At 67.2% G+C, this 24,365-nt stretch carries 25 protein-coding genes; 14 read left to right on the top strand and 11 right to left on the bottom strand.

Annotation, left to right across the window (positions count from 1 at the left end; genetic code table 11):
* The first annotated feature begins 60 nt into the window (after positions 1–60).
* The 6 genes from OG241_RS30270 to OG241_RS30245 all read left to right on the top strand — a co-directional run bounded on the left by OG241_RS30270 (position 61) and on the right by OG241_RS30245 (position 4,001).
* Positions 61–594 (top strand): MarR family winged helix-turn-helix transcriptional regulator, encoded by a 534-nt coding sequence (locus OG241_RS30270; RefSeq protein ID WP_405819650.1) that lies wholly within the window; start codon positions 61–63, stop codon positions 592–594.
* A 141-nt stretch (positions 595–735) separates the two neighbouring features.
* Positions 736–1,404 carry a GTP cyclohydrolase II gene (gene ribA, locus OG241_RS30265; protein ID WP_405819648.1) on the top strand — a complete coding sequence of 223 codons (669 nt, stop codon included), beginning with the start codon at positions 736–738 and terminating at the stop codon, positions 1,402–1,404.
* 43 nt (positions 1,405–1,447) lie between these two features.
* Positions 1,448–2,659 (top strand): YhjD/YihY/BrkB family envelope integrity protein, encoded by a 1,212-nt coding sequence (locus OG241_RS30260; RefSeq protein WP_405819646.1) that lies wholly within the window; start codon positions 1,448–1,450, stop codon positions 2,657–2,659.
* 195 nt (positions 2,660–2,854) lie between these two features.
* Positions 2,855–3,274, top strand: a complete 420-nt coding sequence (locus OG241_RS30255; RefSeq protein ID WP_405819645.1) for a phage holin family protein — start codon at positions 2,855–2,857, stop codon at positions 3,272–3,274.
* Positions 3,271–3,738, top strand: a complete 468-nt coding sequence (locus tag OG241_RS30250; RefSeq protein WP_405819643.1) for a DUF3618 domain-containing protein — start codon at positions 3,271–3,273, stop codon at positions 3,736–3,738. Before OG241_RS30255 ends, OG241_RS30250 begins: the two co-directional genes overlap by 4 nt.
* Positions 3,735–4,001, top strand: coding sequence for a DUF4235 domain-containing protein (locus OG241_RS30245; RefSeq protein WP_405819641.1), 267 nt, complete (start codon positions 3,735–3,737; stop codon positions 3,999–4,001). Before OG241_RS30250 ends, OG241_RS30245 begins: the two co-directional genes overlap by 4 nt.
* A gap of 96 nt (positions 4,002–4,097) precedes the next feature.
* On the opposite strand, the gene OG241_RS30240 is transcribed toward OG241_RS30245, so the two are convergent.
* Positions 4,098–4,301 (bottom strand): cold-shock protein, encoded by a 204-nt coding sequence (locus OG241_RS30240; protein WP_405819640.1) that lies wholly within the window; start codon positions 4,299–4,301, stop codon positions 4,098–4,100.
* Positions 4,302–4,601: 300 nt separating this feature from the next.
* On the bottom strand, positions 4,602–4,940 hold the full coding sequence (locus tag OG241_RS30235; RefSeq protein WP_044471789.1) for a helix-turn-helix domain-containing protein: 339 nt from the start codon (positions 4,938–4,940) through the stop codon (positions 4,602–4,604).
* A gap of 662 nt (positions 4,941–5,602) precedes the next feature.
* Between OG241_RS30235 and OG241_RS30230 the strand changes: the two genes are divergently transcribed.
* The gene (locus OG241_RS30230) at positions 5,603–5,962 is read left to right on the top strand and encodes a hypothetical protein (RefSeq protein ID WP_405819637.1); all 360 of its coding nucleotides are present in this window, start codon (positions 5,603–5,605) and stop codon (positions 5,960–5,962) included.
* Positions 5,963–6,108: 146 nt separating this feature from the next.
* On the opposite strand, the gene OG241_RS30225 is transcribed toward OG241_RS30230, so the two are convergent.
* The 5 genes from OG241_RS30225 to OG241_RS30205 form a co-directional block, all read right to left on the bottom strand.
* Entirely contained in the window at positions 6,109–6,426 is a 318-nt protein-coding gene (locus OG241_RS30225) for an SCO5918 family protein (protein WP_405819635.1), read from the bottom strand.
* Between the two features lie 136 nt (positions 6,427–6,562).
* Entirely contained in the window at positions 6,563–8,095 is a 1,533-nt protein-coding gene (locus OG241_RS30220) for a DEAD/DEAH box helicase (protein WP_405819634.1), read from the bottom strand.
* A gap of 383 nt (positions 8,096–8,478) precedes the next feature.
* On the bottom strand, positions 8,479–8,682 hold the full coding sequence (locus OG241_RS30215) for a cold-shock protein (RefSeq protein ID WP_053746402.1): 204 nt from the start codon (positions 8,680–8,682) through the stop codon (positions 8,479–8,481).
* Between the two features lie 305 nt (positions 8,683–8,987).
* Positions 8,988–9,719, bottom strand: a complete 732-nt coding sequence (locus OG241_RS30210) for a leucine-rich repeat domain-containing protein (protein WP_405819633.1) — start codon at positions 9,717–9,719, stop codon at positions 8,988–8,990.
* A gap of 12 nt (positions 9,720–9,731) precedes the next feature.
* Entirely contained in the window at positions 9,732–10,292 is a 561-nt protein-coding gene (locus tag OG241_RS30205) for a hypothetical protein (RefSeq protein ID WP_405819631.1), read from the bottom strand.
* An 811-nt stretch (positions 10,293–11,103) separates the two neighbouring features.
* On the opposite strand from OG241_RS30205, the gene OG241_RS30200 reads away from it, so the two are divergent.
* Positions 11,104–12,966: an ATP-dependent nuclease gene (locus tag OG241_RS30200; protein ID WP_405819629.1), complete on the top strand. Its 1,863-nt coding sequence runs from the start codon at positions 11,104–11,106 to the stop codon at positions 12,964–12,966.
* A gap of 104 nt (positions 12,967–13,070) precedes the next feature.
* Here the strand turns inward: OG241_RS30200 and OG241_RS30195 are convergent, their stop codons facing one another.
* The 4 genes from OG241_RS30195 to OG241_RS30180 all read right to left on the bottom strand — a co-directional run bounded on the left by OG241_RS30195 (position 13,071) and on the right by OG241_RS30180 (position 19,423).
* The gene (locus OG241_RS30195) at positions 13,071–13,538 is read right to left on the bottom strand and encodes a hypothetical protein (RefSeq protein ID WP_405819627.1); all 468 of its coding nucleotides are present in this window, start codon (positions 13,536–13,538) and stop codon (positions 13,071–13,073) included.
* Between the two features lie 440 nt (positions 13,539–13,978).
* A complete protein-coding gene (locus tag OG241_RS30190) occupies positions 13,979–17,374 on the bottom strand; it encodes an NACHT domain-containing protein (RefSeq protein ID WP_405819625.1) in 3,396 nt (1,131 codons plus the stop codon).
* 226 nt (positions 17,375–17,600) lie between these two features.
* Positions 17,601–18,140: a GNAT family N-acetyltransferase gene (locus OG241_RS30185; protein WP_405819624.1), complete on the bottom strand. Its 540-nt coding sequence runs from the start codon at positions 18,138–18,140 to the stop codon at positions 17,601–17,603.
* Positions 18,137–19,423 (bottom strand): XRE family transcriptional regulator, encoded by a 1,287-nt coding sequence (locus OG241_RS30180; RefSeq protein ID WP_405819622.1) that lies wholly within the window; start codon positions 19,421–19,423, stop codon positions 18,137–18,139. The genes OG241_RS30185 and OG241_RS30180 overlap by 4 nt, the downstream gene beginning before the upstream one ends.
* A gap of 241 nt (positions 19,424–19,664) precedes the next feature.
* On the opposite strand from OG241_RS30180, the gene OG241_RS30175 reads away from it, so the two are divergent.
* From OG241_RS30175 to OG241_RS30150, 6 genes are all read left to right on the top strand, one after another.
* Positions 19,665–20,111, top strand: a complete 447-nt coding sequence (locus OG241_RS30175; protein WP_405819620.1) for an ATP-binding protein — start codon at positions 19,665–19,667, stop codon at positions 20,109–20,111.
* Between the two features lie 202 nt (positions 20,112–20,313).
* Positions 20,314–21,207, top strand: a complete 894-nt coding sequence (locus OG241_RS30170) for a glycosyltransferase family 8 protein (protein WP_405819618.1) — start codon at positions 20,314–20,316, stop codon at positions 21,205–21,207.
* 11 nt (positions 21,208–21,218) lie between these two features.
* Positions 21,219–22,121 (top strand): phosphotransferase family protein, encoded by a 903-nt coding sequence (locus OG241_RS30165; protein ID WP_405819616.1) that lies wholly within the window; start codon positions 21,219–21,221, stop codon positions 22,119–22,121.
* Positions 22,118–22,852 (top strand): glycosyltransferase, encoded by a 735-nt coding sequence (locus OG241_RS30160; protein ID WP_405819614.1) that lies wholly within the window; start codon positions 22,118–22,120, stop codon positions 22,850–22,852. Before OG241_RS30165 ends, OG241_RS30160 begins: the two co-directional genes overlap by 4 nt.
* Before the next feature lie 22 nt (positions 22,853–22,874).
* Positions 22,875–23,750, top strand: a complete 876-nt coding sequence (locus OG241_RS30155; RefSeq protein WP_405819612.1) for a PIG-L deacetylase family protein — start codon at positions 22,875–22,877, stop codon at positions 23,748–23,750.
* Entirely contained in the window at positions 23,747–24,364 is a 618-nt protein-coding gene (locus OG241_RS30150; protein WP_405819610.1) for a hypothetical protein, read from the top strand. Before OG241_RS30155 ends, OG241_RS30150 begins: the two co-directional genes overlap by 4 nt.
* Position 24,365: the final 1 nt, after the last annotated feature.

Raw genomic sequence — 24,365 nt, 5'->3', positions numbered from 1 at the left:
GCGAGCTCTTCTTGACCGGGCGAGCTTGGTTCAAGTTTTAAACAAACCTACACTGGTGTCATGACGACCCGCTGGCTCACCCTCGAGGAGCAGCGCGCGTGGCGCGCGTACGTCGCGGCCTCCCTGCTTCTGGAGGACGCGCTCGACCGGCAGCTCCAGCAGGACGCCGGGATGCCGCACCTCTATTACACGATCCTGGCGTATCTCTCCGAGACGCCCGAGCGGCGGCTGCGCATGACCGATCTCGCCGAGAAGCTGAAGATCACGCGCAGTCGGCTGACGTACGCGGTGGCCAGGCTGGAGAAGGACGGTCACGTACGGCGCGAGGCCTGCAAGTGGGACAAGCGGGGGACGGTCGCCGCGTTGACCGAGGAGGGCATGGCGGTGCTGGAGCGCACCGCACCGGGGCATGTCGCCACGGTCCGCGCCGCCCTCTTCGACCATCTGACCCCGGAGCAGGTGGGCCAGCTGGAGGAGATCGGTACGCGGATCGAGCGGGCGCTCCAGGGGGACGGGACGGAGTCGGCGCCGGAAGGCCTGCCCTGGCTGCGCAGGTCGTCGCCGTCGTGCGACTCCGGCGACTCCGGTGCATGAGGGCTGTCACAATTCCATTGCTTTAACTTTGAAGCATGGGGTAGGGTCACTCTTCGTACAAGGATCTGCTTCAAATCTGAAGCAAGGCTGCTGAGCAGGAGCAGGTCCGGAGGATCGATCGGACCGACCCGGGAGCCCCGCATGCCCGACTTCACCGCCGCCACCCAGCGCTCCCGTGTCCGGGTACCGCTCCGCTTCCACGACGGTTACAGCGTCGACACCGAGCTGGTCACCTTCCACGGCCTGACCGACGGCCAGGAGCACGTGGCGGTCGTCCTCGGCGAACCGAAGCCCGGCACCACCCCGCTGGTCCGGCTGCACTCCGAGTGCCTCACGGGTGACGTCTTCGGCTCGGCCCGCTGCGACTGCGGCCCGCAGCTGCGCGAGGCCGTCGAGCGCATCGCCGAGCGCGGCGGCGTCCTGCTCTACCTCCGCCAGGAGGGTCGGGGCATCGGCCTCTACAACAAGCTCGACGCGTACGCCCTCCAGGACCAGGGCCTCGACACCTACGCCGCGAACGCCGCGCTGGGTCTCCCCGAGGACGCCCGCGACTACACGGCGGCGGCCCAGATGCTCCAGGCCCTGGGCATCGACTCGCTGGACCTCCTCTCCAACAACCCGGACAAGGCCAACCAGCTCCGGGCCCTGGGCATGGACGTCCACGACCGCGTCCCCACCGGCGTCTTCACCACCCCGGACAACGTCCGCTACCTCCGCGCGAAGGTGCTGCAGACCCAGCACACGCTGCCGCTGGGCGAGTTGGGCGGCGTGAGCGGCCACACCGGCCTCACCGAACTCAGCGTCGGCTGACGGCGCTCCGCCAGGGCCGCCCACGCGCGGTGCACGGGAACGGTTGGAGTGGTGCCCAACCGGTTACTCGTGCGGAATGCCGCGAATACTGAGACGCCACGGACACCACGACGAAGACGCTGAACGCACCGACCACGACGAGCCCGGCCGACACGAAGGTCACGACGGGCAGCACGCGTTCGGCACGGCCGCCGGACCGGACCGACCCATCCCACCCGTCCGATCCGACCGACCCGGCACCGCGGACCGCTCGTCCGACCCCGCGCCGACGCCTCGTGCCGGGCCGGACGAGCGGGTGGAGCGACGGGCGCCTGACGCTCCGACCGACCTGCCCCGAAGCTCCTGGTGGGCGGTGGCCAAAGGCACCGCGAAGGAGTTCCAGAAGGACGAGCTGACCGACCGGGCCGCGGCGCTGACCTACTACGGGATCCTCGCGCTGTTCCCGGCCATGCTGGTGCTGATCTCCGTGCTCGGCATCATGGGCCGGTCCACGTCCCAGCGAGTGCTGGACAACATCCAGGACCTGGCCCCGGGCGCGGTCCGGGACGTACTGCGCAACGCGGTGCAGCAGATGCAGGGCACCGCCGGGATCGGCTCGGTCATGGCGATCGTGGGCCTGGTGCTCGCGGTGTGGTCGGCCTCCGGCTATGTCGCCGCGTTCATCAGAAGCGCCAACGCGGTCTACGACGTCCCCGAGGGCCGCCCGGTCTGGAAGGTTCTGCCCGTCCGCGTCGCCGTGACGGTGGTCCTGATGATCCTGGCCGTGGTCAGCGCGGTGATCGTCGTGTTCACCGGCGGCCTCGCCCGGAAGGCGGGCGGCGCGCTGGGGATCGGCGACACGGCGCTCACGGTGTGGTCGATCGCGAAGTGGCCGGTGCTGGTGGTCCTGGTCACGGTCATGATCGCGATCCTGTACTGGGCGACACCGAACGCGAAGATCCGCGGCTTCCGCTGGATCACGCCGGGCAGTTTCCTGGCGCTGGTGATCTGGATGGCCGCCTCCGCCGGGTTCGCCGTGTACCTGGCCAACTTCGCCTCGTACAACAAGACGTACGGCACCTTCGCCGGCGTGATCATCTTTCTGGTGTGGCTGTGGATCACGAATCTGGCGATCCTGCTGGGCCTGGAGTGCGACGCGGAACTGGCCCGCCAGCGGGCCGTCGCGGGCGGCCACCCGGCCGACGAGGAGCCCTATGTGCAGCCTCGGGACACCCGGAAGTGGGACGAGGAGGACCGCCGCCGCTTCGAGTCCTGAACCGGCGGCCACCGACCCGCGTTCGGGCGGGGTGACGCGGCGATGCGTGGGTACCCGCACAGCCGACCGATCCCAGCAACGCGCAGGGCAGCCAGGGCAGCGTCGTACGAGCGTCAACGAACGCCGACCGGGCCCGCCGCAGTCACGCACATCGACGAACGCCGACGAAAGCCGACGAAGGACGGGTGAGCACCCATGACAGCACAGGGCTCCCACCGAACGGACAACGGAACGCAGGAACCGGTGGGCGACCTGGTCCAGCGTGCCTCGCAGCAGTTGTCACAGCTGGTCCGCGACGAGATGCGGCTGGCGCAGGCGGAGATGACCGAGAAGGGCAGGCGGTTCGGCAAGGGCGGCGGTCTGTTCGGCGGCGCCGGCGTGCTGGGTGTGCTCACCCTGCAGGCCCTGGCGGCCACCGCGATCGCCGCACTGTCGCTCGCCATGGACGTGTGGGCGGCGGCACTGATCGTCACCGGCGTCCTGGCCGCCGTCACCACGGTGATGGCCGCGCTCGGCAGGAAGCAGTTCAGCAAGGCATCCCCGCCGACGCCCGGGCGGACGGTGGACAGCGTCAAGGCCGATGTGGCCGCTATCAAGGAGAGTGCACACCGATGACCGAGGACAAGTCGCAGCCGGGTGCCGAGGCAACACCGTCTCCCGAGGAACTGCGGACGCGGGTGGAGGCGACACGCGAGGAGCTCGGCCAGACGGTCGAGGCCCTCGCGGCGAAGGCCGACGTCAAGGCCCGCGCCCAGGAGAGGACGACCGCCGTCAGGCAGCAGGTCGCCGAGAAGTCCGCCCAGGTCGGGGCCCAGCTGCGGGACAAGGCGACGCACGCGGCCCACGCGGTGCAGGACAGGACCCCCGAACCCGTGCGCGCGAAGGCCGCGGCGGCCACCGAGCAGGTCCGCGACAAGGCCGTGCACGTCGCGGAACTGGCCCGGGACAAGGCCCCGGAGCCGGTACGGGAGAAGGCCGGCCAGGGCATGCGTGCGGCGCGCGCCAACCGCGCCCTGTTGCTGGCGGCCGGCGCCGTCGTCGCACTGCTCATGGTGCGCCGCTCGCGGAGGCGTCGATGAAGGGCTCGAAGATCGCCTACAAGCCGGTCGGCATGGCCCTGGGCGCCCTTGGCGGTCTCCTGGCCGGCGCGGTGTTCAAGCAGGCCTGGAAGCGGCTCGCGCACGAGGACGACGCCCCGGACGCCACGGACGAGTTCCGCAGCTGGCCCGAGATCCTCACGGCAGCCGTCGTACAGGGCGCGATCTTCGCCGGGGTCAAGGCGGCCGTCGACCGCGGCGGCGCCACCGCGGTCCGGCGCCTGACGGGTACCTGGCCGGGGTGAACCTCCGGGCCGTACCTCCACGACGACGTACTGGGGTACAACGACCTACTGGGCCGCGCGGCGTTCGCCGCGCGGCCCAGTAGGTTCAGCGCAAGATCAGCCGGTGGTGATGTTCTCCGCCTGGGGGCCCTTCTGGCCCTGGACGACGTCGAACGTCACGGTCTGGCCCTCCTGGAGCTCACGGAAGCCCGAGGAGTTGATCGCGGAGTAGTGCGCGAAGACGTCCGGGCCGCCACCGTCCTGGGCGATGAAGCCGAAGCCCTTCTCCGCGTTGAACCACTTCACAGTTCCCGTAGCCATAGTCATGCCTTCCAGTCGATGAACGTCTGCCCCCTGTGGGGAAGACGGAGGTGATCGCCCTGGTCCCTGCGGCACAGCACAGCAAAGCGCCCACACCAAAGGCGTGGGCAAGGGGAACTCCGAACCACGACAGCTCGCACAGACGCTACCCGTCCGGGCCCTGCATCACCACAGGAAAAACTCCGCGTCGCATTTCGGCCATGCATGTGGGTGATGGCCCGCCGACCCGGCGGGCACGCTCACTTCAGCTCTCAGCTCTCAGCGCTCAGTTCTAAGTGCTCGGTTCTCGGGCCTCAGGTCTCAGTTCGCCGCCGACGGATTGGACGACGTGTCGGCACGCCGGTATTCGGCGTTGATGCGCTGGGCTTCTTCGAGCTGGTCCTCAAGGATGATGATCCGGCAGGCGGCCTCGATCGGAGTGCCACGGTCGACGAGCTCGCGCGCGCGGGCCGCGATGCGCAGTTGGTAGCGCGAGTAGCGGCGGTGTCCACCCTCGGAGCGCAGTGGCGTGATCAGTCGTGCTTCGCCGAGGGCCCGGAGGAACCCGGGAGTGGTACCGAGCATCTCGGCGGCCCGGCCCATCGTGTAGGCAGGGTAGTCGTCGTCGTCAAGACGGCCCAGCGAGTCGTCTGCTGTCATCTCACCTCTCTTTTGGAACGCGTCGAGGGGCCTTGGTGCCGTAACGGCACCAAGGCCCCGAAGGAACTGCAAACACCATCTGCCGGCCCTACTACTGCACCGGCCTTCTTTTTCCGCACAACTGTCTGATCTGCCGACGTGAGTGCGGGGATCGCGGATGTATGACCGGAGACCACCTACCTATCGATGTCCTGCGGTACCCGGGCCCAGCTTCCGCCCGGGCGATCCTGATGGCGCTCGACTCCTCCGTTCTTTCCCTCTTGGTCAACAACCTATCGAACAGGAACTGCGTACTGCTGGTACTGCCGGTGACGCTCATGGCGGCCCCTGATCACTGCGGGCCACCCGGTCCGGTCGTCAGTCCCGTCGCCGTCCTGCAACAACCCTGGCTTCGGAACTCCACCACCGCACCGTCCTACGAACTGCGAACTACTCCTGCGGTACTACTGCCCGGCAGTTCGTGTCTGCCAGGCCTCGCTCGATCTCGGCTACGAGAGAAACCATAATGACCCGAGCCGCCAATGTCTACTCCAGCAAGCATAGATTTTGGTGGGCCCGACGATGAGGTAATCACCTGCGGGCCGATCGGCGGAGAGGGACCGGCCCACCTGGGTGTCACCGCCCGAGCCGCCCGCACGGGCCGTTGCATAGAATCCGATGCCATGCCGAAGCCTGACGACCTGATCGTTGACATCGCCGCCCTTGTGGAGTCCGGGCGAAGCAATCAGATGTCCCTGACAGTGGTCACCGGTGGTGCTGTCATCACCGGTCGACTCGCTCCCGAAGCCGTGTGGCGGCGGAGGGTGTCGGAGGTACTGACCGACTCCGATCAACTGGGCGAGTTCTCCGCCGTCTTCAAAGCCCCCGCCAAGAAGGAGGGCCCGCCCACGCATCTGCACTTCCATGTCGCCCGGATCCTGCAGGGCACGGTGGGGATCCCGGAGACGGGCGGGATGTACCGCATCGCGATCGAGGACGTCAGCGCCTGGACCGTGGGCGACTTCAGGTACTCCGACCACTGACCCACCGACCCGCTGAGCCACCGCCGTGCCCCTTCCGGCACGGCATGCACTGAGGGCCCTGCCGATACGTCGGCAGGGCCCTCGGTGTTGTCCGGCTCGCGCTGGTCGCGCCGGTCGGGTCGGTCGGGTCGGTCAGAGGTCGGCGGTCAGACGGCCACGGGAGTCCCGAGCAGCGCCGAAGCCTGCTCGAACGGGCTCTCGACCCGCGTCGACTCCGTCGGCTCGGCCTGCGGCGGAGTCCCGCAGGTGAAGCCGAGCCGGGTCATGGCCCGTACGACTTCGCCCGCGCTGAAATCGCGGGGGTCCTGACGGGTGACGACCTGGCCCACCTGCTTGACGGGGTAGCGGCGTCGCCCGATGACCACGGACTCACCGGTGACCGGCAGGGGTTTGACGCCCTTCATCGACTCCAGCACGCCACTCTTGGTCAGGTCGAACGGGAAGCGTGCGATGACACAGCGCATGTTGCCTCACAGGGAGAAGCGACGGAAACGGGAGAAGCGGGGGTGGGCGTCGGGACGACGCCCACCGAACGACGAAGGCGAAGGCCGAACGCTGAACATCGGCCATCGGCCATCGGCCATCGGCCATCGGGAAGGGTTACGCCGCAGCGGCGCCGGCCTGTCGTGCGGACGCGCGGCGGGCCGCCGAGGCGGGGTGGCGTCGGCCGCGCGAGGTGGTGCCGCGCTTCTTGGCGCGTTCGGCCACCGGTGCGGTGATGACGACCGGGACGCCCGAGGGAGCCTGGGCGCCGGTGATGCGCTGCAGGGCCTCTTCGCCCGAGCGGACCTGGGTGGTCTGCGGGACGATGCCGGCCGCCGCCATCAGGCGGGTCATCTCGCGGCGCTGGTTCGGGGTGACCAGGGTCACGACGCTGCCGGACTCGCCGGCGCGGGCGGTCCTGCCACCACGGTGGAGGTAGTCCTTGTGGTCGGTCGGCGGGTCGACGTTGACGACGAGGTCGAGGTTGTCGACGTGGATGCCGCGCGCCGCGACGTTCGTCGCCACCAGCACGTTGACGTGGCCGGTCTTGAACTGCGCCAGGGTGCGGGTGCGCTGCGGCTGCGACTTGCCGCCGTGCAGGGCGGCAGCCCGTACCCCGCTGTTGAGGAGGTGCTCGGTGAGACGGTCGACGGCGTGCTTGGTGTCGAGGAACATGATCACGCGGCCGTCGCGGGCGGCGATCTCGGTGGTGGCCGCGTGCTTGTCGGCACCGTGGACGTGCAGCACGTGGTGCTCCATCGTCGTGACCGCACCGGCCGAGGGGTCGACGGAGTGCACGACCGGGTCGGTCAGGTAGCGGCGCACGAGCAGGTCGACGTTGCGGTCGAGGGTGGCGGAGAACAGCATCCGCTGACCCTCGGGGCGCACCTGGTCGAGCAGGGCGGTGACCTGCGGCATGAAGCCCATGTCGGCCATCTGGTCGGCCTCGTCGAGGACGGTGATGGAGACCTGGTTCAGCCGGCAGTCGCCGCGGTCGATGAGGTCCTTGAGGCGTCCGGGCGTGGCGACGACGATCTCGGCCCCGCCGCGCAGCGCGCTGGCCTGCCTGCCGATCGGCATCCCGCCCACCACCGTGGCGAGCCGAAGCCGAACGGCGCGGGCGTACGGGGTGAGCGCGTCGGTGACCTGCTGCGCCAGCTCACGCGTCGGTACGAGGACCAGGCCCAGCGGCTGCCTGGCCTCGGCGCGCTGCCCGACCGTACGGGCCAGCAGCGCCAGCCCGAAGGCGAGGGTCTTGCCGGAGCCGGTGCGTCCGCGGCCCAGTACGTCACGGCCGGCCAGGGAGTTCGGCAGGGTCGCGGCCTGGATCGGGAAGGGCACGGTCACGCCCTGCGAACCGAGCGCGGCCAGCAGCTCCTTGGGCATGTCGAGCTCGGCGAAGCCCTCAACGGCGGGAAGCGCGGGGGTGATCGTCTCGGGGAGAGCGAACTCACCCTGCGGCGCGGCGGACCGGCGGCCGTAGCCACCGCCGGAACGGCCCTGGCCACCGGAACGGCCCTGGCCACCGGAACGGCTCTGTCCGCCGGACCGGTTCGCGGTCGGCGAGCCCGATCGGCCGCCACTCCGTCCGGAAGCGGCACCGCCGTTGCGGGTGCGGGAGAAACGGTCGTTCGTACGTGTGCGGTTCATGCGGAACCTTCCTCGATGCGGCTCACATCTAGGAATTTCCGCAGCAACGAACCGCGCGGAGAATTGCAAGAATGGGCCGAAAGAATGCGAGAGCGAAACTGGCCGGCAGTGAATTCACGCGGGCGCAGTTGCTGAATTGGTTGACTCGACTGAATCAATGAAGAAGCCGACGAGATCATTTGAATCGATGCGGAGTGGCATCGGAGGCATCGGAGGCATCGGAGGCATCCGAGGCATCCGAGGTGTCCGGGGCATCCATCACGCCCACGGACTCCGCGAAGCCCTTGTCGTCTCAACAGGTGAAACCACCGCGAAAAAAGTACATGCAGCTGGGGCCCGTACCCCGAGGGATGCGGGCCCCAGCTGCACAGTACGCGTCAGCGTCAGGCAAGAACGATGTTCTCGGCCGTCGGGCCCTTCTGGCCCTGCGCGATGTCGAAGGTGACCTTCTGGCCTTCGAGCAGCTCGCGGAAGCCCTGGGCGGAGATGTTCGAGTAGTGGGCGAACACGTCAGGGCCGCCACCATCCTGCTCGATGAATCCGAAACCCTTTTCCGCGTTGAACCACTTCACGGTGCCAGCAGCCATGTCATTTCTCCTTCAGGGGCAGTGCTTACGGGTCCGCAGGTCGCAGACTCCGTGTCGCCGTGATGATTGCCCCGCCCGGAAGACCGGAGATAAAAATTTCGGGAACCACAACTGCAACTTAGATCGACAGTAGCACACTGCGACGGCCGACGAGTGTTGAATAACTCTCAGTTATCCATTGCGGCAAATAACCTGCCCGTGCGTTCCGCCAATTTCTCAGCTCGCGGCCACAGATATTAGGGCGTGCCCACCGAAGGGCCTCTCCCGCGACGCCCACCGCCCTGGGGCCAGAAGCTGATGTCGGCCTACGTGAGAACGACACACCCCAGCCGCTCCAGTTCGGTCAGCATCGACCGCGAGGGCTCACAGGTGTTCCAGCGCACGTCCAGCTTCTCCAGCGCCGGCATGTCGACGACCCAGTCCGGCAGCCGCGTGAGGCGGTTGCTCCGCACGTCGAGCTGACGCAGTCGGGGCAGGCCGACCAGCGTCTCCGGGAGTTCGGCGAGGGCGTTCTCCCTCAGGTCCAGGTGGCGCAGTTCGTGGAGGTCGGCCAAGGACGGCGGCAGGCTTTCGACCGCATTGCCCCGGAGCCAGAGTTCGCGCAGGTTGCGGAGGTCTCCGATGCTGTCGGGCAGCGTGGTCAGTCGGTTGTGCTGCGCCCGGAGTTCGATGAGTCCGGACATACGGCCGATGGCCTCGGGCAGGGCGGTGAGTGTGTTCTCGCCGACATTGAGGTAGCGCAGCCGCGTCAGGCTTCCCAGCGAGTCCGGGAGCTCAGACAGCTTGTTGTCGTGCAGGTAGAGGCAGCCACTGAGTTCGGCCAAGTCGCCCAGTTCGTCGGGCACCGAGGTGAGGTGGTTGTGGCCGAGGTCCAGGGTGGCGAGCCGGCGCAGCCGTCCGAGTTCGGGTGGGAGGTCGGTGAGTCCGTTGTCCGCCAGGATCAGCACCTGGAGCTCGGTGCGCCGCCAGACAGACTCGGGTACGTGTCCCAGCTGCTGACGCCAGAGGTTCAGCACATGCGACACAGCGTGATCCATTCCTCGGTCCGTTCAGTGGCCGTAGAGAGGCTCGAAGCAGCCTGTCTCCGGGTACGGGCCGTTGGCCTGCACGCCGTAGTTGGACTTCTGCACGAACGCGGTGACGCAAGCGTCGGGGTGGACGCGCAGGCCGACCATGGCTCCCTCGGGGGTGTAGTACTCGTTGTTCTCGAAACGCGGGAACATCTCCCGGACGGTCAGCGCGTCGTCCCCCTCCTCGTACCCGAGCTCGAGCAGCGCCGCGCGCACGGTCTCGGGATCCCACTTCCCCTGCCCCCACAGCCGCTTGAGCACCGGCTCGATACGGGCGGCCTCCCGCTCGGCGTCCCGCTCGTGGGCGGGGGACATCTCGCCCGTTCGCCGGTAGGCGTTGTTCTCGTTGTAGTGCGGAGCACCGTCACCGGCCCCCGGCTCCACGTACGGAGAGGCTCCCGGGAGACTGGGCGAGGCGCTGGAGCTGGCTCCGGCTCCAGCCGCCGAGTCCGATGCCCTCTGCTGCCCGCAGGCGCCGAGCGTCAGAACAAGGACCACACCGACAAGTGCCGTGCGCTGGAAGGACGTTGAAGTGGGCATGGATCAACCTTGTCATCCAGGCGGACTGCGGCGGCTGAGTACGTACGCAATCCGCAAGGTCATAGCGTCTGCGGCCCCTCCAGAATCCGCTGCCCGGCATCCAGACAGCTGTCCCGGGTCAAAGCTCCGCCGTCGGCCGGTATCCGCCCCCAGCAGGAGCAGAGAATCCGTTGCCGGCCGTAGGCCTTGAAGTGGTAGTTGCGGCATCGGACCACCGCTCTGTCCCCCGCAGGGGAAGAAGGAGACGGCCTCGGCTGACCCCCGACCCGGTCAGGGTCTTTCCGTGCCCGATCCATGATCGCCGTCATTTCGGTTCAGCTTCGCCTGAGCAGACGGCCACTCAGCCCCCGAAAACGACAGCAGCCCCAGTTCAGATCTCCTCTGAACTGGGGCTTGTCCGTAGACCCTGTGGGACTCGAACCCACAACCAATGGATTAAAAGTCCTGGCTGGATCTTGCTGGGTGGTTCCGGACGCTGACTCGGCGTCCGGAACTACCAGGTCAGGACAGGTTTGTCATGGGGCCCGGTCCACGTCGTGACGGCTCCTGCCGCACCATCCGCTCACGCATCGCTCACGCATGGCGGGCAGCTGAGCAGCTGCTTGAGGCCCCATCACGGGCAACATGATCTCGTTGCTCAAGCCCGTTCGGCAGCTTCTCGCGCACCACTGGGCGACGCCCTCCAACGACATAATGATCAACTCGCCCTGGTCAAGGATAATTTGAAGCCGATTGTCAGTCCTGCGGCGTAGCGTGTTCTCGCCGTTCGACGCCGTTGTCGACGGTGTGCCAGAACAGGAAGAAACCGTCGATGCGCCTGTTGTCCGCTCACATCACCAAGTACAAGAGCATCAACGACTCCACGAAGTTCACCCTCGCCGGCGACATCACCGCCTTGGTGGGCAAGAACGAGTCCGGCAAGACCGCCGCCCTGGAGGCGTTGTACCGCGTACACCCGCTCCCCAGCGGGCACCCCACCCAGTTCGAGGAGCTGCGGGACTATCCCCGCCGTCACCGGGCACGCGACAGGGCCAGGATCGCTCAGGCCCGGCCGGTGACCGCGACATTCGAGCTGGAGCAGGCCGACATCGACGCTGTTGCCGATGAGTTCGGATCCAAAGCGCTCGCCGCGAAGACGATCACGGCATACCGGCAGTACGACACGACTACCTGGTACCTGAACTTCGCGGCGAACACACTGGCCGCTGCACGGCATCTGGTGGCCAAGGCCGGCCTGGACGTCAACCGGTTCGCAAGGGTCAAGGGCCTGGACGAGCTGATCGAGGTGCTGCGCGCCGACGAGGCCGCGGAGGCCGCCGTGCAGCTCGCTGACGAGCTCGCCGAACGCGACCTCAACGCGGAGATCAGGAAGCTGGTGTACGGGCGACTGCCGATGTTCCAGTACTTCGACGAGTACAACGTGCTGCCGGGCAGCGTCTCGGTCGAGCGGCTCCAGACCGTCGCCGAGGACGACCTGGAGCCCGAGGAACGTACGGCCCTGTCACTGCTGAAGCTCGCCGGAGTGGAGTCGGAGGAGTTCACCAAGGACTCCTACGAGAGCCGCAAGGCGGCTCTGGAGGCCGCCGCCAACGAGCTGACCGACCAGCTTTTCGAGTACTGGACCCAGAACCCTGACCTGTCGGTGGAACTCGACATCGAGTTCAGACCTGCGCCCCTGCCGCACGACCCACAGCACACCGAGCCGTGGCTTCACATCCGGATCAAGAACCAGCGTCACCGGGTCACTCTCGGAATGTCCGGCCGGTCGAAGGGCTTCATCTGGTTCTTCTCGTTCCTGGCTGCGTTCTCCGAGTACACCGACACCACGCAGCGTCGGATCATCCTGCTGGACGAACCGGGCCTGAACCTGCACGCCAAGGCACAGGCCGACCTGCTGCGGTACATGGAGGAGCGCCTCGCCCCGCGCCACCAGGTCATCTACAGCACCCACTCGCTCTTCATGATCCAGCCCTCGAAGCTGGAGCGCTGCCGCACGGTGGAAGACGTCGACAACGACGGCACACAGATCAGCCAAGAACTCTGGAAAGCCCGAGCCGACACCGTCTTCCCCCTGCTCGGAGCCCTCGGGGTCGACATGACCCAGACCCTCGTCATCGGGCCGAACCAGCTGCTGGTCGAAGGCCCGTCCGACGTGGTGTACCTGACCGTGATGAGCGACGTCGTACGACAGGCTGGCGGAACACCACTCGATCCGCGCTGGACCATCACGCCGGTCGGAGGGCTCGACAAGGTCCCGGCGTTCGTGTCCCTGCTCGGCAGCAGCGACTTGAGCATTGCCGTTCTGATGGACGTCGCAGCCGGTGGCAATCAGCGAATCGCCCAGCTCGCAGCACGGGGCCTGATCGACAGCGGCCGTTTGATCTATCTCACCGAGATCACCGGAACGAACGAAGCCGACATCGAGGACCTCTTCAACGTCAGCTGGTACCTCAAGCTGCTCGCGGCCTCGAAGGTCGGCAAATTCACCAAGGCCCAGCTCAACGGTGGCGGTCGAATCATCAAGCAGGTGGAGGCCGTTCACGGTGGGCGTTTCGACCACTACCAACCGGCCAACCATCTCATGCGTTCGCCCGGAACCCTGTTGAACCAAATCGACGAAGAAACCCGGACTAGGTTCGAGAGCCTCTTCAAGCGACTCAACGGGCTTCTCTGATCGGTACAGCCAACGGTCCGCGGGCGATGTGGCTCAGGAACGCGGCAGCGCCGTGCTGCCCCGGATGACGAGTGTCTGTCGGCGACTCTGCAAGCTGTGCACCGTCAGCCCTCAGAGTCGCCGTCTGGCGGTGGGCCCATCCGCTGGTTCATCTCCTGCCACTTCCGGGCGTGCTCGGTGAAGTCGTCGTGCGCAGTCTTCATCAGGCGCTCAACGTCCTTGGCACCGTAACCCTGAATGTCCACGACTGAGTTGCCGTGCTCCAGGCGGATCTGCTTCCCCTTGTGGCGGTCGGCGTATTTCTCGATGGCGGTGCGAAGTGTCATCCAGGCGCCGCTGTCGCGCATCATCACGGCGATAATCGTCAGCTCGCCGAGGTCAAGAGAGAACTCGGCGCCGAAGCTAGCGTCGGAGCCGTCCTCTTGTAGTTGGGCCAGTAGCGGTTGGGCGAGTTCAGGGCTGACGCGCAGTTTCACCTCTTCCATGGCGCCGAACGTCGAATCGACCCGGATGCGAAGCACACCTGGCGCTGGCGGTGAGGGTTGAGGCAGGGCGTCATGGCCTTGAGTCATGCGCGGAGACTACCTCCGGCCAGCAGGGACGTCAGCAGAGGTCACCCACCAGCTGGAGAAGCTGCTACGGCAGGAAGTGGAAACGCTCGCGGGATCTTGCTGGGTGGTTCCGGACGCTGACTCGGTGTCCGGAACCACCTGCTCCACTGTCACACCCGGGCCGCGGTTCTTCGCGACCCGCACAGCGTCCTGGCGGAACTCTTCAGGATACGGCTTGGGCACAGCCACAGCCTTCCCAAACGCCCCACAGGGCAAGGCAAGTCAAGATGTCACCCGATCGTGCGGCAGACCCGTACGACGCGGTCGGACTTCGGCTCCTCGGCCTCCAGTCCAGGGCCGCCGCGACACTGGGTGATGCGGAGACCGTACTGGTCGCCAACGAGCAGGGGTCTCCCGTCCGCTGGACGGGAGGACCCCTGCTTGGCCTTTGCGAGAGGGGTTTACAGAAAGCGCAGGTTCAAGCACGAGGGCAATGCGTCGGCACCCCGAATACGATTAATTCCCGTTGCGATGTAGAGATCTCGCAGATCGGACAGTTGAGCCAACGGTGTAATGTCGATGTCGCCTTCTGCCGCCATGTCTCCCGTGAACTCGCATGAAATTAGCCGAGGAAAGGATCCGACCAGTCGATGGACGGCCGCTTGGATGACGCGTTCCCCGCCACCACCGCTGAGAGATAGGCTGGTGACATTCGCCAAAACCGTGTTTGACGGAAGTGTCTCAAATGATGCGGCACATACGCTGAGGTCGGTTAGCGATGGTAGGCAGCAAACCTCCCGCCAGTCATCGGCTGAGGCAGGGCTGGACGCATGGTTGAGTCCGAGTTCCACAAGCTGGGAAAGATCACTGAGCCCTTGGAGCTTTCGCAGTGGCCTTGCACCGTCTGACACGCGCAGGGCGCGCAGCGGAGCGCGGGTCGGAAGATATTCCGTGGCCCAGACCAGGCTGGGCGGACCGCTGATCACCAGCGATTCCAGGTTCTGCAGGCGTGAAACCGGTCGCAGGTCGATGCCGGAACCGGCTGCAGTGATGTCCAGATGCTGAATGGGTAGTCCGCAAATTGCGGAAATATCCTCCAGGCCCGGGCAATCGTTAATGATGAACGATGTCAATGCCAATTGCTGAGCCAGGAATTCTAAATTAGGCGTCTCGACGTTCGATAGCGTGAGTTGCGCGAACGCGTGGTGAGAGGCGTACGAGGCCAGCGCCCCCAAGGACACATCCCTTCTGATATCCAGAATCTCAGGCTCCAACTCTAGACGTCTTAGGTGATGCAGTTGGTCGTCGGACTGGATAGTGTACGTGAGAGCGTTCGAATCCAGGCGTGCGATGATCTCCTCGGCATACCGGGCGCTGTCGAAGCGAGGCCAGGCCCAAAGAAGTTGGGCACGGACTGGGAGAAAGGGATGATTAACGAACTGGGACAGAAACCCGATAGCAGCCTCGGATTTGACATTGGAAGCTGCGATGGCCACGTGATAGGCAGCCACCCCGTCATCGAGTTCCTCAGGGCCAGGTAGGAGGCGGAGGATCAAGGGCCCGACTTCCGCCAGAGCGTGAGCCTCTTCCTCGTTACCCGGGGGAATCAGGGTGACGGTGCGCTGTTCGACGTCTTCGCGTACGGAAGCTTCGAGGGACGTCGCGTATTCCAGACAGGCCGCAGCGAGTAGGTAGACGCGGGCCTGAACGCGTTTGTCAGAGGTACGGTCGCCCAAGTCTACGAGTTCCCGGAAGATCGAGACGCGTTCCCGGGGACGGGCGAGAGCAACCGCCATGCGGATGACGTCCTCCCACTGATCGTCCGCCGCGTGCTCGACGAGGAGTCCAAAGTCGGCCTCCTCAACAGCCGCCCGAGCGCCGAGGAAGTCCTGGAACGTGCGGTGGATGAAGTCCACCGTGTCGGGAGCAGGTTCACGAAGGAGGCCGCTCCGCTGGAGGAAGTGTTCGAAGACGGTCGACGCATCACCCAAAGCAGCTACTTCGGGGACTGCGGGCAAAGCCCGATTGATGATGTCCTCCGCGCGGGAACGGTCCATCTCGGTACGGCCATTCTTGATCAGCCAGTAGGCAAGTCGCTGGAGGAGATCGATCTGTGGCTCCTCGCGGAGTTCGGGGCCCGCCATGTCCCGTTCCCTGTCGCGTCGACTGAGCAGCATGGAGAGCGCAGCTTCGTAGAGGTCCTTGCGGCCGTGAGGGAGATAGCCTCGTCGGTCGCGATGGAGGGCACAGATGAGCCCGCACATCAGAGGATTCGTGGCCAGACGGCCGAGGGCTGGCTCGGTTCTGACGGCAGCGAGGAGCTGCCCCTCGTACTTGTCGAGATCGGCAGCGTCGTCGGCATCGGTCCGTGCGGCATCGTGCCACTGAGTGATGAAAGTGGCGACGGCTGTGGGGCCCATGGGGGACAACGACAGCTCGATGAAACCGTCTTCAGCTAGCCAGTCCTGGCCTACGGCCGATGGGCGGGAGGTAATCAGCCACCGATTTTCGCCGTCGTACGTTTCGATTAGTTCCTGCAGCCATCTTCGGGTCCGCTCGCGTTCCCGCTCAGGGATCTCGTCGATGCCGTCGATGAGGATCAGGCCGCGTCCAGCGACGAGGACCCGGTTCTCCCAGCCGTCGGGCTGAGTGCCGGCGAGCGGGCAGCCAGTGGCGGAGAGAAAGTCCTTGGGTGCTGGGAGGCGTTCGCCGTGGCGGGTGAGCGCACGGAGCGGTAGAACGAAAGGGATCCGGTCATGGAGGTAATCCATGCGATCAGGGAGATCCTGGCCGGCAGCCGCAACAGCCAGCCACTGGACGAGTGTCGTCTTGCCTGAGCCAGCTTCCCCGCGGAGGAGAACACGGTGGTTGGCTGCCAGGGCTTGGTCCGCGGGCTGGGTTGCGAACGAGTCGCGGATAGAGCTGTAGGTGAGCCACAGCGTGTCGGCAGGCGTCGCGCCGTCCTGGCTGGGCCCGGTCCGTTCGATGATCGACAGGAGGCTGTCCAGGACTCCTTGAGGCTCGTCTATGGCGCGATGCGCTGGCAGTGAGGCGAGGAAGGAGCTACGGCGGGACGGAACAAAGGCCGTGGGATCGTGGCCCTGAACGCTAGCGCGGGCCCATGCCGTTGCGCTCCGCCAGAGCCCTGACACCGGCGACGCCTTCAGATTCAAATACGCCACGACCAAAGGCCATCGTCTCGGGGAATTGTTGAGGTCGATTCCGTAGATCGTGAGCTTGCCGTGCTTCTTGGACACATACGTCAGGTACGCCTGCTCGAATGCGGCATCCTCGCCCCCGGGCCGCGGGTTGCGGCGGATCAACTCGTCGACCTTGGCGATGAGTTCGTTGACGGCCTGCGACTGCTCGACCATGGTGCGGGCGACGAAGGTGGAGCGCTGCGTGAAGAAGTGAAGGATGTGGAGGCATGCGGTTTCAACCAGGCCCTCGTAGAAGTACGTGCCGTCGGCCGTGAGATGACGCTCGGGACTGTCACTCGCGCGACGCAGCTCACGGGCCAACGCCGAGTGGCCAAGGCGTACGGCTTCGAGGTCGGTGAGGGACAGGTCTCCGAGGGCGTGGAGGGTGATGGCCAGGGCATCGGTGATGGCCTGCTGTTCGTCATTAGGGACGGGGCGTTCGCCGGAGCGTACGGCTTGCCTCACTAGCTTCGCGGCGAGATCGCGGACGTCGGACTCGGTAAGGGCACGCTTCTCGCCTTTGAAGGATACGTAGCTGGAGATGCGGATCGGCTTGTCAATAAGGCCAGCCCCGGGACCTTCAGTGACGAAGAGTTTCTTGACGAGAGGCCCCATAACGGCGGAGGCGAGTCGGGTGCCGATGGCTGTGGGTTCCACGCTTACCCCCGTAGATCCGTATCGATGCCCTCGGATCCTATGGCGCCCGGGGGCTCAGCCCAGCCAGCTTCGGTGATGGGCCTCTGGTCGATTTCGAGCATGGAGGCTCACTCGTCACGGGATCGTGGGGGTCCGGTGCATACGAACTGCGACCCCCGCCCAACGGTCCGCCGGGGGGGGGTACATGCCGAGCTGTTCGAAGAGGGTTAGCGGTCGTAGGGACCGGTCAGCGCGTAGCGCGAATCATCACGGTGAGAACCGGCGAAGCTGGTGACGGCTGGCTCTGCCCGATGTCCTCGTAGCCCCACGACTTGTAGAGCGCGTGGACCTTTCCGTCCCCTGCGGCCGGGTTGACCATGAGCGTGACGAACGGCTCGTCTCGTGCGGTGAGGAGGGCGTCATGGATACGTCGGGCCGTGCCGGTCTTCCGCCAGGTCGGGCGAACGCCGATCTCCTTCAGGGCCACGGCCGGTCGCTCGGTGTACTTCTCCGCCGGCGCCGGGCTGGTGCGCTGCCAGTAGCGGTCGCCGTGCTCGATGGTGTTGCCGTAGGCGTAGCCGACCGGATGCCCGTCCGCGTACGCCAGGACGGCTGTGAACCCCGGCTCGGTGCTGTGTCGGTCCAGGCGCTCGCCGAACGCCGTGACCGCGTAGTTCGGCAGGTGGAGCAGTGGGGCGCGCACGTCGGCGTACACGTCGAGGAGGTCGCCGCGGGCGGTGTCGAGGGTGGTGAAGGTGCGCAGATCGATGGCGGGCGCCGTGGTCATGCGGCCATCCTCCAGGTGGCGGAGTGCTCGGTCCAGGTCTGCGCGCTGGTGCTGCCCGGCGCGGTGGCGCGTAGCGCGGCTCCGAACTCCTGCAGCATGCGCGTGACCCGGGCGTGTTGGGTAGCGGCCTCGGCGGGGACTTTCATCGCGGTGGCTGTGGCGGCTTCGGGGGCACCTTGGGCGAGCTGGGCGTGTGCGAGCCGGGTCGTGGTGATGGCACGGGACCGGACCATGTGGGGCCGGAGGGCGTACAGGCAGCGGTGGGCGTGGTACTCGGCGGTCGAGTAGTCGCCGAGCGCCAAATGTGCTGACAGAGCCAGGGAGTCCAGCTCGGCCTGGTCGTAGAAGGCGAGCATCCACACCGGCCGGTAGTCGGCGGGGTCGGCGCGCAGCATGGCCTCCTGCGCCTGCTCGAACGCGCGACGGGTGCCGGTGCGGTCCTGTGCCGCGCCGTGGATGGCGCCCTGCCGGGCCAGGCCGAGGGAGGCGAACAGGGGGTCTCGGCGAGTGAGGTGAAGGTTGCGGGCGACGTCGTTGGCGGCGAACGCGTCGGCGGGGCGGCCCATGTGGCGGTACATGGTGCCCGCGTGACTCCAGATGCGGAACTTGATCGCCTGGTCGCCGGACATCTCGGCGAGGGCCTGCGCCTCACGCATGTGCGCCTTCGCGACGTCGTAGCGGCGGCCGTCGATGGCCGCCCACATCGCCGAGGAACGGAACGCGGCTGCGGAGGCGTAGAGGTTGCTACGTACACGCTGGCTGGCGCTGCCGGCGTTCTGGAGGTTCAGGGCCTCGTCGGCGAGCGCGGCGGCCCGTTGCTCGATGCCGAGTTGGCCGCCGTGGCGGTGATCGCTGGCGATGATCTCGGCGAAGCGCTTCTGTAGACGGTCGACGTCGCTCATGCCAATGCGGCGCGGGGATGCGGTGCCGGGAGCGGCGGCTGCCGCGGCGGCAGCCGCCGCGATCCCGCCGACGAGGGTACGGCGCTTCATGTCGGGGTCCTCCTGCTGCGGTGGGGCTGGGGTGGACGAAGGCCGGCCCCGTGGCACGAACCCTAGAGCGACGGCGGGCAGGCCGCTGACGTCCTCAAGTGCCTTGCGGGTAGCCGATTTGGGCCACGTGACCCGGCCTGCTTTCCAGTCCCGGACCGATGAGCCGTCCAGGCCGCCATGCCTCCCGGTCAACTGCTCTAAAGCCCTGTTCACAGCGTCAGCAAGGCTGTTGGAGCTGTAGCCGTGTTCGGCCATCCACGCCTCAAGGACGGTGTTGCGCGTGGTGTCCATGTCCGCACGGTAGCTCTCACGCCCCATCACCCACCAGGTAAAGGGAAGGTCAAATCACCCTAGGTCCTTCCGGCGCAAGGAGGGCTGATCGCCCTAATCACCTTGCTCATAAAGGGAGTTGTCTTGTTGTCGGTCGCTCGCCACGCCCCACCGTGCGGGCGGCTGTTGACGGCCCGGCCCGCCCCTGAGGTTCCCCCGCGGGGGTGGGCCGGGCGCCGAGACAACCCGAAGGCTCCCCCCAATGACGAGACTCACTACGCCAGTTCACGTCGTCTCCGTCGGCCACCCCGTCTACAGCCAGACCTTCCCCTGCGAGCCGTCCACGGCCGAGATCGGCCGCCGGCTGCTCCGGGACGTCCTCGGCATATGGCGCCTCGACAACCTCGCCGACCACGCCGCGCTGATCGTCACAGAGCTGATCGCGAACGCCACCAGGCACACCCCGTGCCACGAGATTCGCCTGTTGGTCGAGCGGCCGAGCGCGACACGGCTACGTGTGGGGGTGTTGGACCGGGAGCCGGCGCGCTTGCCGACTCTCAGCCAGGCCGATGCCGATGACGAGTCGGGCCGCGGGCTGCTCCTCATCGACGCAGTCGCTGACCGCTGGGGATACGACCTGCGCAGCTCGGGCGGGCGCCCATGGGGCAAAGAAGTCTGGGCCGAACTCCGTATCGAGGACGGCTCGTGAAGACCCCGGCCACGGCGCACCTTCCCCTCCCGCACGGCGCCCGCCTCCGCCCCCCGGCCCCCAACAATCCGCTGGGTGAGCGGGGACTCCAACGCCACCTTCAGCACCTGTAATTCGCACCCTCGTATGGCCTCCGGGCCATCCACAGGTGCCGTGCGGTGATCACCCGTCGCTGTCTTGGCTCGTCCCTTGGAGGACTTCGGTGTACGCGATCGGCTTATGCATCGACGAGCGGTACATGCTTCCGGCGCTGGCCACGGTGTCCTCACTGGCGAACGGGCTGGCGCCGCGAGAGCGCAAAGAAGTGGCGCTGCGCGTTCTGGCCTTGGACCTCACGGCCGCGCATGCCGTGACGCTGGCGCAGTTCGCCCGGCGGCTCGGTTTCGGATCGTTCGACATCCGGTGGTGTGCCCCATCGGCCGCGTCCCGGCTGGTGGACGCCGAGTACATCAGCATCACCACCTACCTGCGGTTTCAGTTCACCCCGGCGTTCGTCCGCCGCCCCTACCTGATTTACGTCGACTCGGACGTCCTGGCGCGAGGGGACCTTTCGGTTCCGCTCCACGACCTGCCGGACGGGCAAATGGGTGCCGTGCAGGACGAGTTCATCCCGCAGGTCGGCGGAACAGGGCACGCGCTGCCTGGAGTGGCCGAGCGGTGGCCGCAGCTGCGGGAGCGCGTCTACTTCAACGCGGGCATGCTGTGGATGCCGGTGGCGATGCTGGCATCCATCCGCGCCGGGGTCGAGCAGGCACTCGTCCGCGGCCGGCGGCACATCCTTCACAACGACCAGGACGCGCTGAACCTGTGGCTGCTGTCCTCCCAAGCCGTGTGTCCGGTCAATGCAGTGTTCAACCGGTTCGAGCTGGGGCGCTTTTGGGAGCGCGGGAACTGGGTGCGGCGGGTGGTGGACCGGCCGGTGCGCTCGGACCCGGATGCGGTCCTGGTGCACTTCGTCGGGCCCGAGAAGCCGTGGCTGGCCAACTGCCCGGCGACGGAGGACGTCCGCGAGTATCGGGCCCATCTGCGGGCCACTGTCCGCCACGTCAACGGCATGGGTGAACTGGGCATCGAAGCTGCCGGCGGTGCCCGATGACAGGGGCGGCGGTGGAGCCCGTGATCGCCCGGGCCTGCTCGGGACTGCTGTCGGTCGGCGCGGTCTCCTCCCAGCGGCTGAAGGCGGGATCGCGCTCGGCCGTCTACCGCGTGGCCCTAGCCGACGGGCGCCGGGTGATCGTGAAGGTGTTCTCGGATACCGCCAGCCGAAACGCAATCAGCGAAGGCCGAGTGATCGAGGCCGCAGCGGGCATCGTCCCCGTCCCCGCGGTACTGGGCTGCGGCCTGGTCCCCGGGCACCCGGCGACCGCGCTCGTCACCGCGGATCTCGGCGATCTCACGCTGGACGGGGCCATCAAGGCGGGCCGCATCACCCGCCGGCAGGCTCTGGAGCACCTCGGCATCCTGCTGGCCCGCTTCCACCAGATCCCCGGCAGACGGGCCGGACTCCCGGTGCGGCCGTTTGCCGAGCATGTCGCGTGGCTGACCCGCCGCTGTTCGCGCGAGGTGATGGGCCGGCTCGAACCGGCCCTGGATGCCATGGCGGACCCGTGCGCGGAGCAGGACCGGATGGTGCTGGGCCACGGCGACCTGCACGGCGACAACATCGTCATCCCCGAGCACGGCCCAGACGCCGGTCTCCTTCACGTCATCGACTTCGCGCAGACCACGCTGTGCGTGCCGGAGTTCGACGTCGCCCAGACCCTGACCGTCACCAGCGCCGTGGAGCCGGAAGAGCGGCAGTACGTCACCGCCGCCTACGGCCGCAGTTTGGACGAGGCGCTCGTAGAAGCGTCCGTCGCCTTCCACACCGTGCGCTGCTGGACCCATGCCGTCGAGTCCGGCGACGAGCCCAGCCGCGCCCGGTGGGCAGCCCAGCTCCACCGCGCGGCAGAACGCACCCCGCACCTGTTCCGCACCCCCGCCCCCATGGACGAAAGGAGCAGGCGGTGAGCACTCCGACTCTGTCGATCGTGATCCCGGCGTTCAACGAAGGCGCCTACCTGCCGCAGTATCTACCGACCGTCATCAAGTCCCTCCAGATGTGGGAGGAGACGACCGGCGAGCGCGGCGAGATCCTCGTCGTGGACAACGCCAGTGTGGACGACACCGCCGAGGTCGCCGCCTCCCTCGGCGCCCGCGTCGTGCACGAAGACGTCCGCAACATCGGGCAGGTCCGCAACACCGGCGCGGAAGCCGCCCGGGGCCAGTACCTCTTCTTCATCGACGCCGACGTCGCCGTCCCGGTCGAGGGCATCACCACTGTGATGCGTCTGCTCGTCTCCGGGCTGCACGTCGGCGGAGCGATCCCCCCGCTCTACACGCCCAAGCGGCTCGGTGCCCGACTGCTGTGCCGGTACTGGGACGCCTACCGACGCAGGCACCGTGGCGCCCAGGGCGTGGACCAGTTCTGCACCATCGCGGCCTTCCGCACGCTCGGCGGGTACCGCACCGACTGGTTCATGAGCGAGGACGTGGAGTTCTTCGCCCGACTGCGCCAGCTCGGCGACGCTACCCGCCAGCCTGTCGTCCTCGTCGACGAACTGCGCGTTCGGCCCTCCACCCGCCGCTACGACCAGTGGCCGACCTGGCGAATGGTGTGGTGGCAAAACCCGATCACAGCGCGTCTCCTGCCTGCATCCGCCACCTTTTGGCGGCACTGGTACCAGTCCACCGTCCGCTGACCTGGAGGCGACCCACGTGCCGATGCTGCCCGCACCAGACGCCCAGGGGATCTATACCTTCCCCACCGACCTGATGACCGCCCACCTCAACTGGCAGGAGGAGACGGCCACCCGCAAAGCCAAGGCCCCGGTGCTGGAGGTGACGGCGCCGCACAGCGGCACCCGCTACGTCATCGAAGAGCGCCGACCCGCCGGCCGCCCGGTGGTGGTGATCGAACCGCACCACGACGACTTCGCGCTCTCCGCCTCCGGTCTGTTCCTGGCCCGGCCCCGCCCGCTGACAGTGATCACGGTCTTCAGCCGCTCCTTGAGCGTCCACCCGGCACTCGAAGCCGCCTACCCCAACGTGGAGGCGGTCTCCACCCTGCGGGAACGGGAAGGCGCCGAGACCCTGCGTCCCTTCGGCGCGGCGCAGCATCTGCTGGGCCACAAGGACGCCGCCCCTCCCTACCGGGCGTACGACCCGCTGCGCCTCGATGAGATCACCGAGGAACTGCGCGGGCTGTTGGCCGGGCATCCGGATGCGGAACTGCTGGCGCCGGCCGCAGTGACCCGCCATCCCGACCACCTGCTGGTCCACGAGGCCGCCCGTCGCCTGGGCTGCCGCTGGTTCTTCGAGGACCTCGCGTTCTGGTCCACCTACGCCCTCACCGGCTGCGACCAGCACCTGTTCCGTGCCCGCACCGGCACCAGCCTGGTACCCGAACTCTCCGACATCACAGACGTATTGCTCGACAAGGTCACGCTGCTGCACCTGCACGGCTCCCAGATGCACCCCGCGGCCAAGATGTACCGCCCCATCCGCCATGCCTGGACCGTCGCCGAGGACCGCCCCGGCACCCCGAACCGGGCCGGTCCCGCGTACGCCGAACGCTTCTACCGCCAGGAGACATCGTGACGATCATCTGCCTCGAAGGCCCCTCCTACGGCGGCAAGACCACCGCGATCGGACACCTGCGCACCACCCCCGAACTGGCCGACAGGGCGGTGTTCCTCGGCTGCTACGTCCGCCACCTCCGGCGTACCCACCCGATCCCTCCGGCTCGGACCTGCTCGGCCTCCGAACAGTTCACCGCGTTCGAGACATTCATGACCGCTGAGACCGACCGAGTTGCCCAGGCCACCGAAAACCCAGGCCGCCTGGTCATCCTGGACCGCTCGGTGGACACCCTCATGGCCCATGCCTACGCCATGGATCAGCTCTACGGCTTCCGGGTGCACGCCCAGGTCCGCCGACGCCTGGAGGAGCTGCCACACCTGCGGCCGGACCACACCATCTACCTCGACGTGTCTGCCGAGACGCTGCGGCGCCGTCGCCGGACCGAGGCCGGCTCCCTGGCCGAGAGCGAGTACTTCCTCCACGACGCAGCATTCCTCGCCCAGGCTCGCGCCTACTTCCTCGACAAGCCCCAGCCGCCGATCACCCGCCAGATCACCGTGCTCCCCGCCGACGCACCACCGGGCCACATCGCGAAAACCGTGCAGGACCTGGTCGAAGCCTGGAGCCGGTGAC

Origin of the sequence: Streptomyces sp. NBC_01390 (assembly GCF_045040105.1) — a bacterium.
GTDB lineage: Bacteria > Actinomycetota > Actinomycetes > Streptomycetales > Streptomycetaceae > Streptomyces.
The sequence above is the reverse complement of the archived record's forward strand: the minus strand, read 5'-3'. Positions and strand labels throughout refer to the sequence as shown.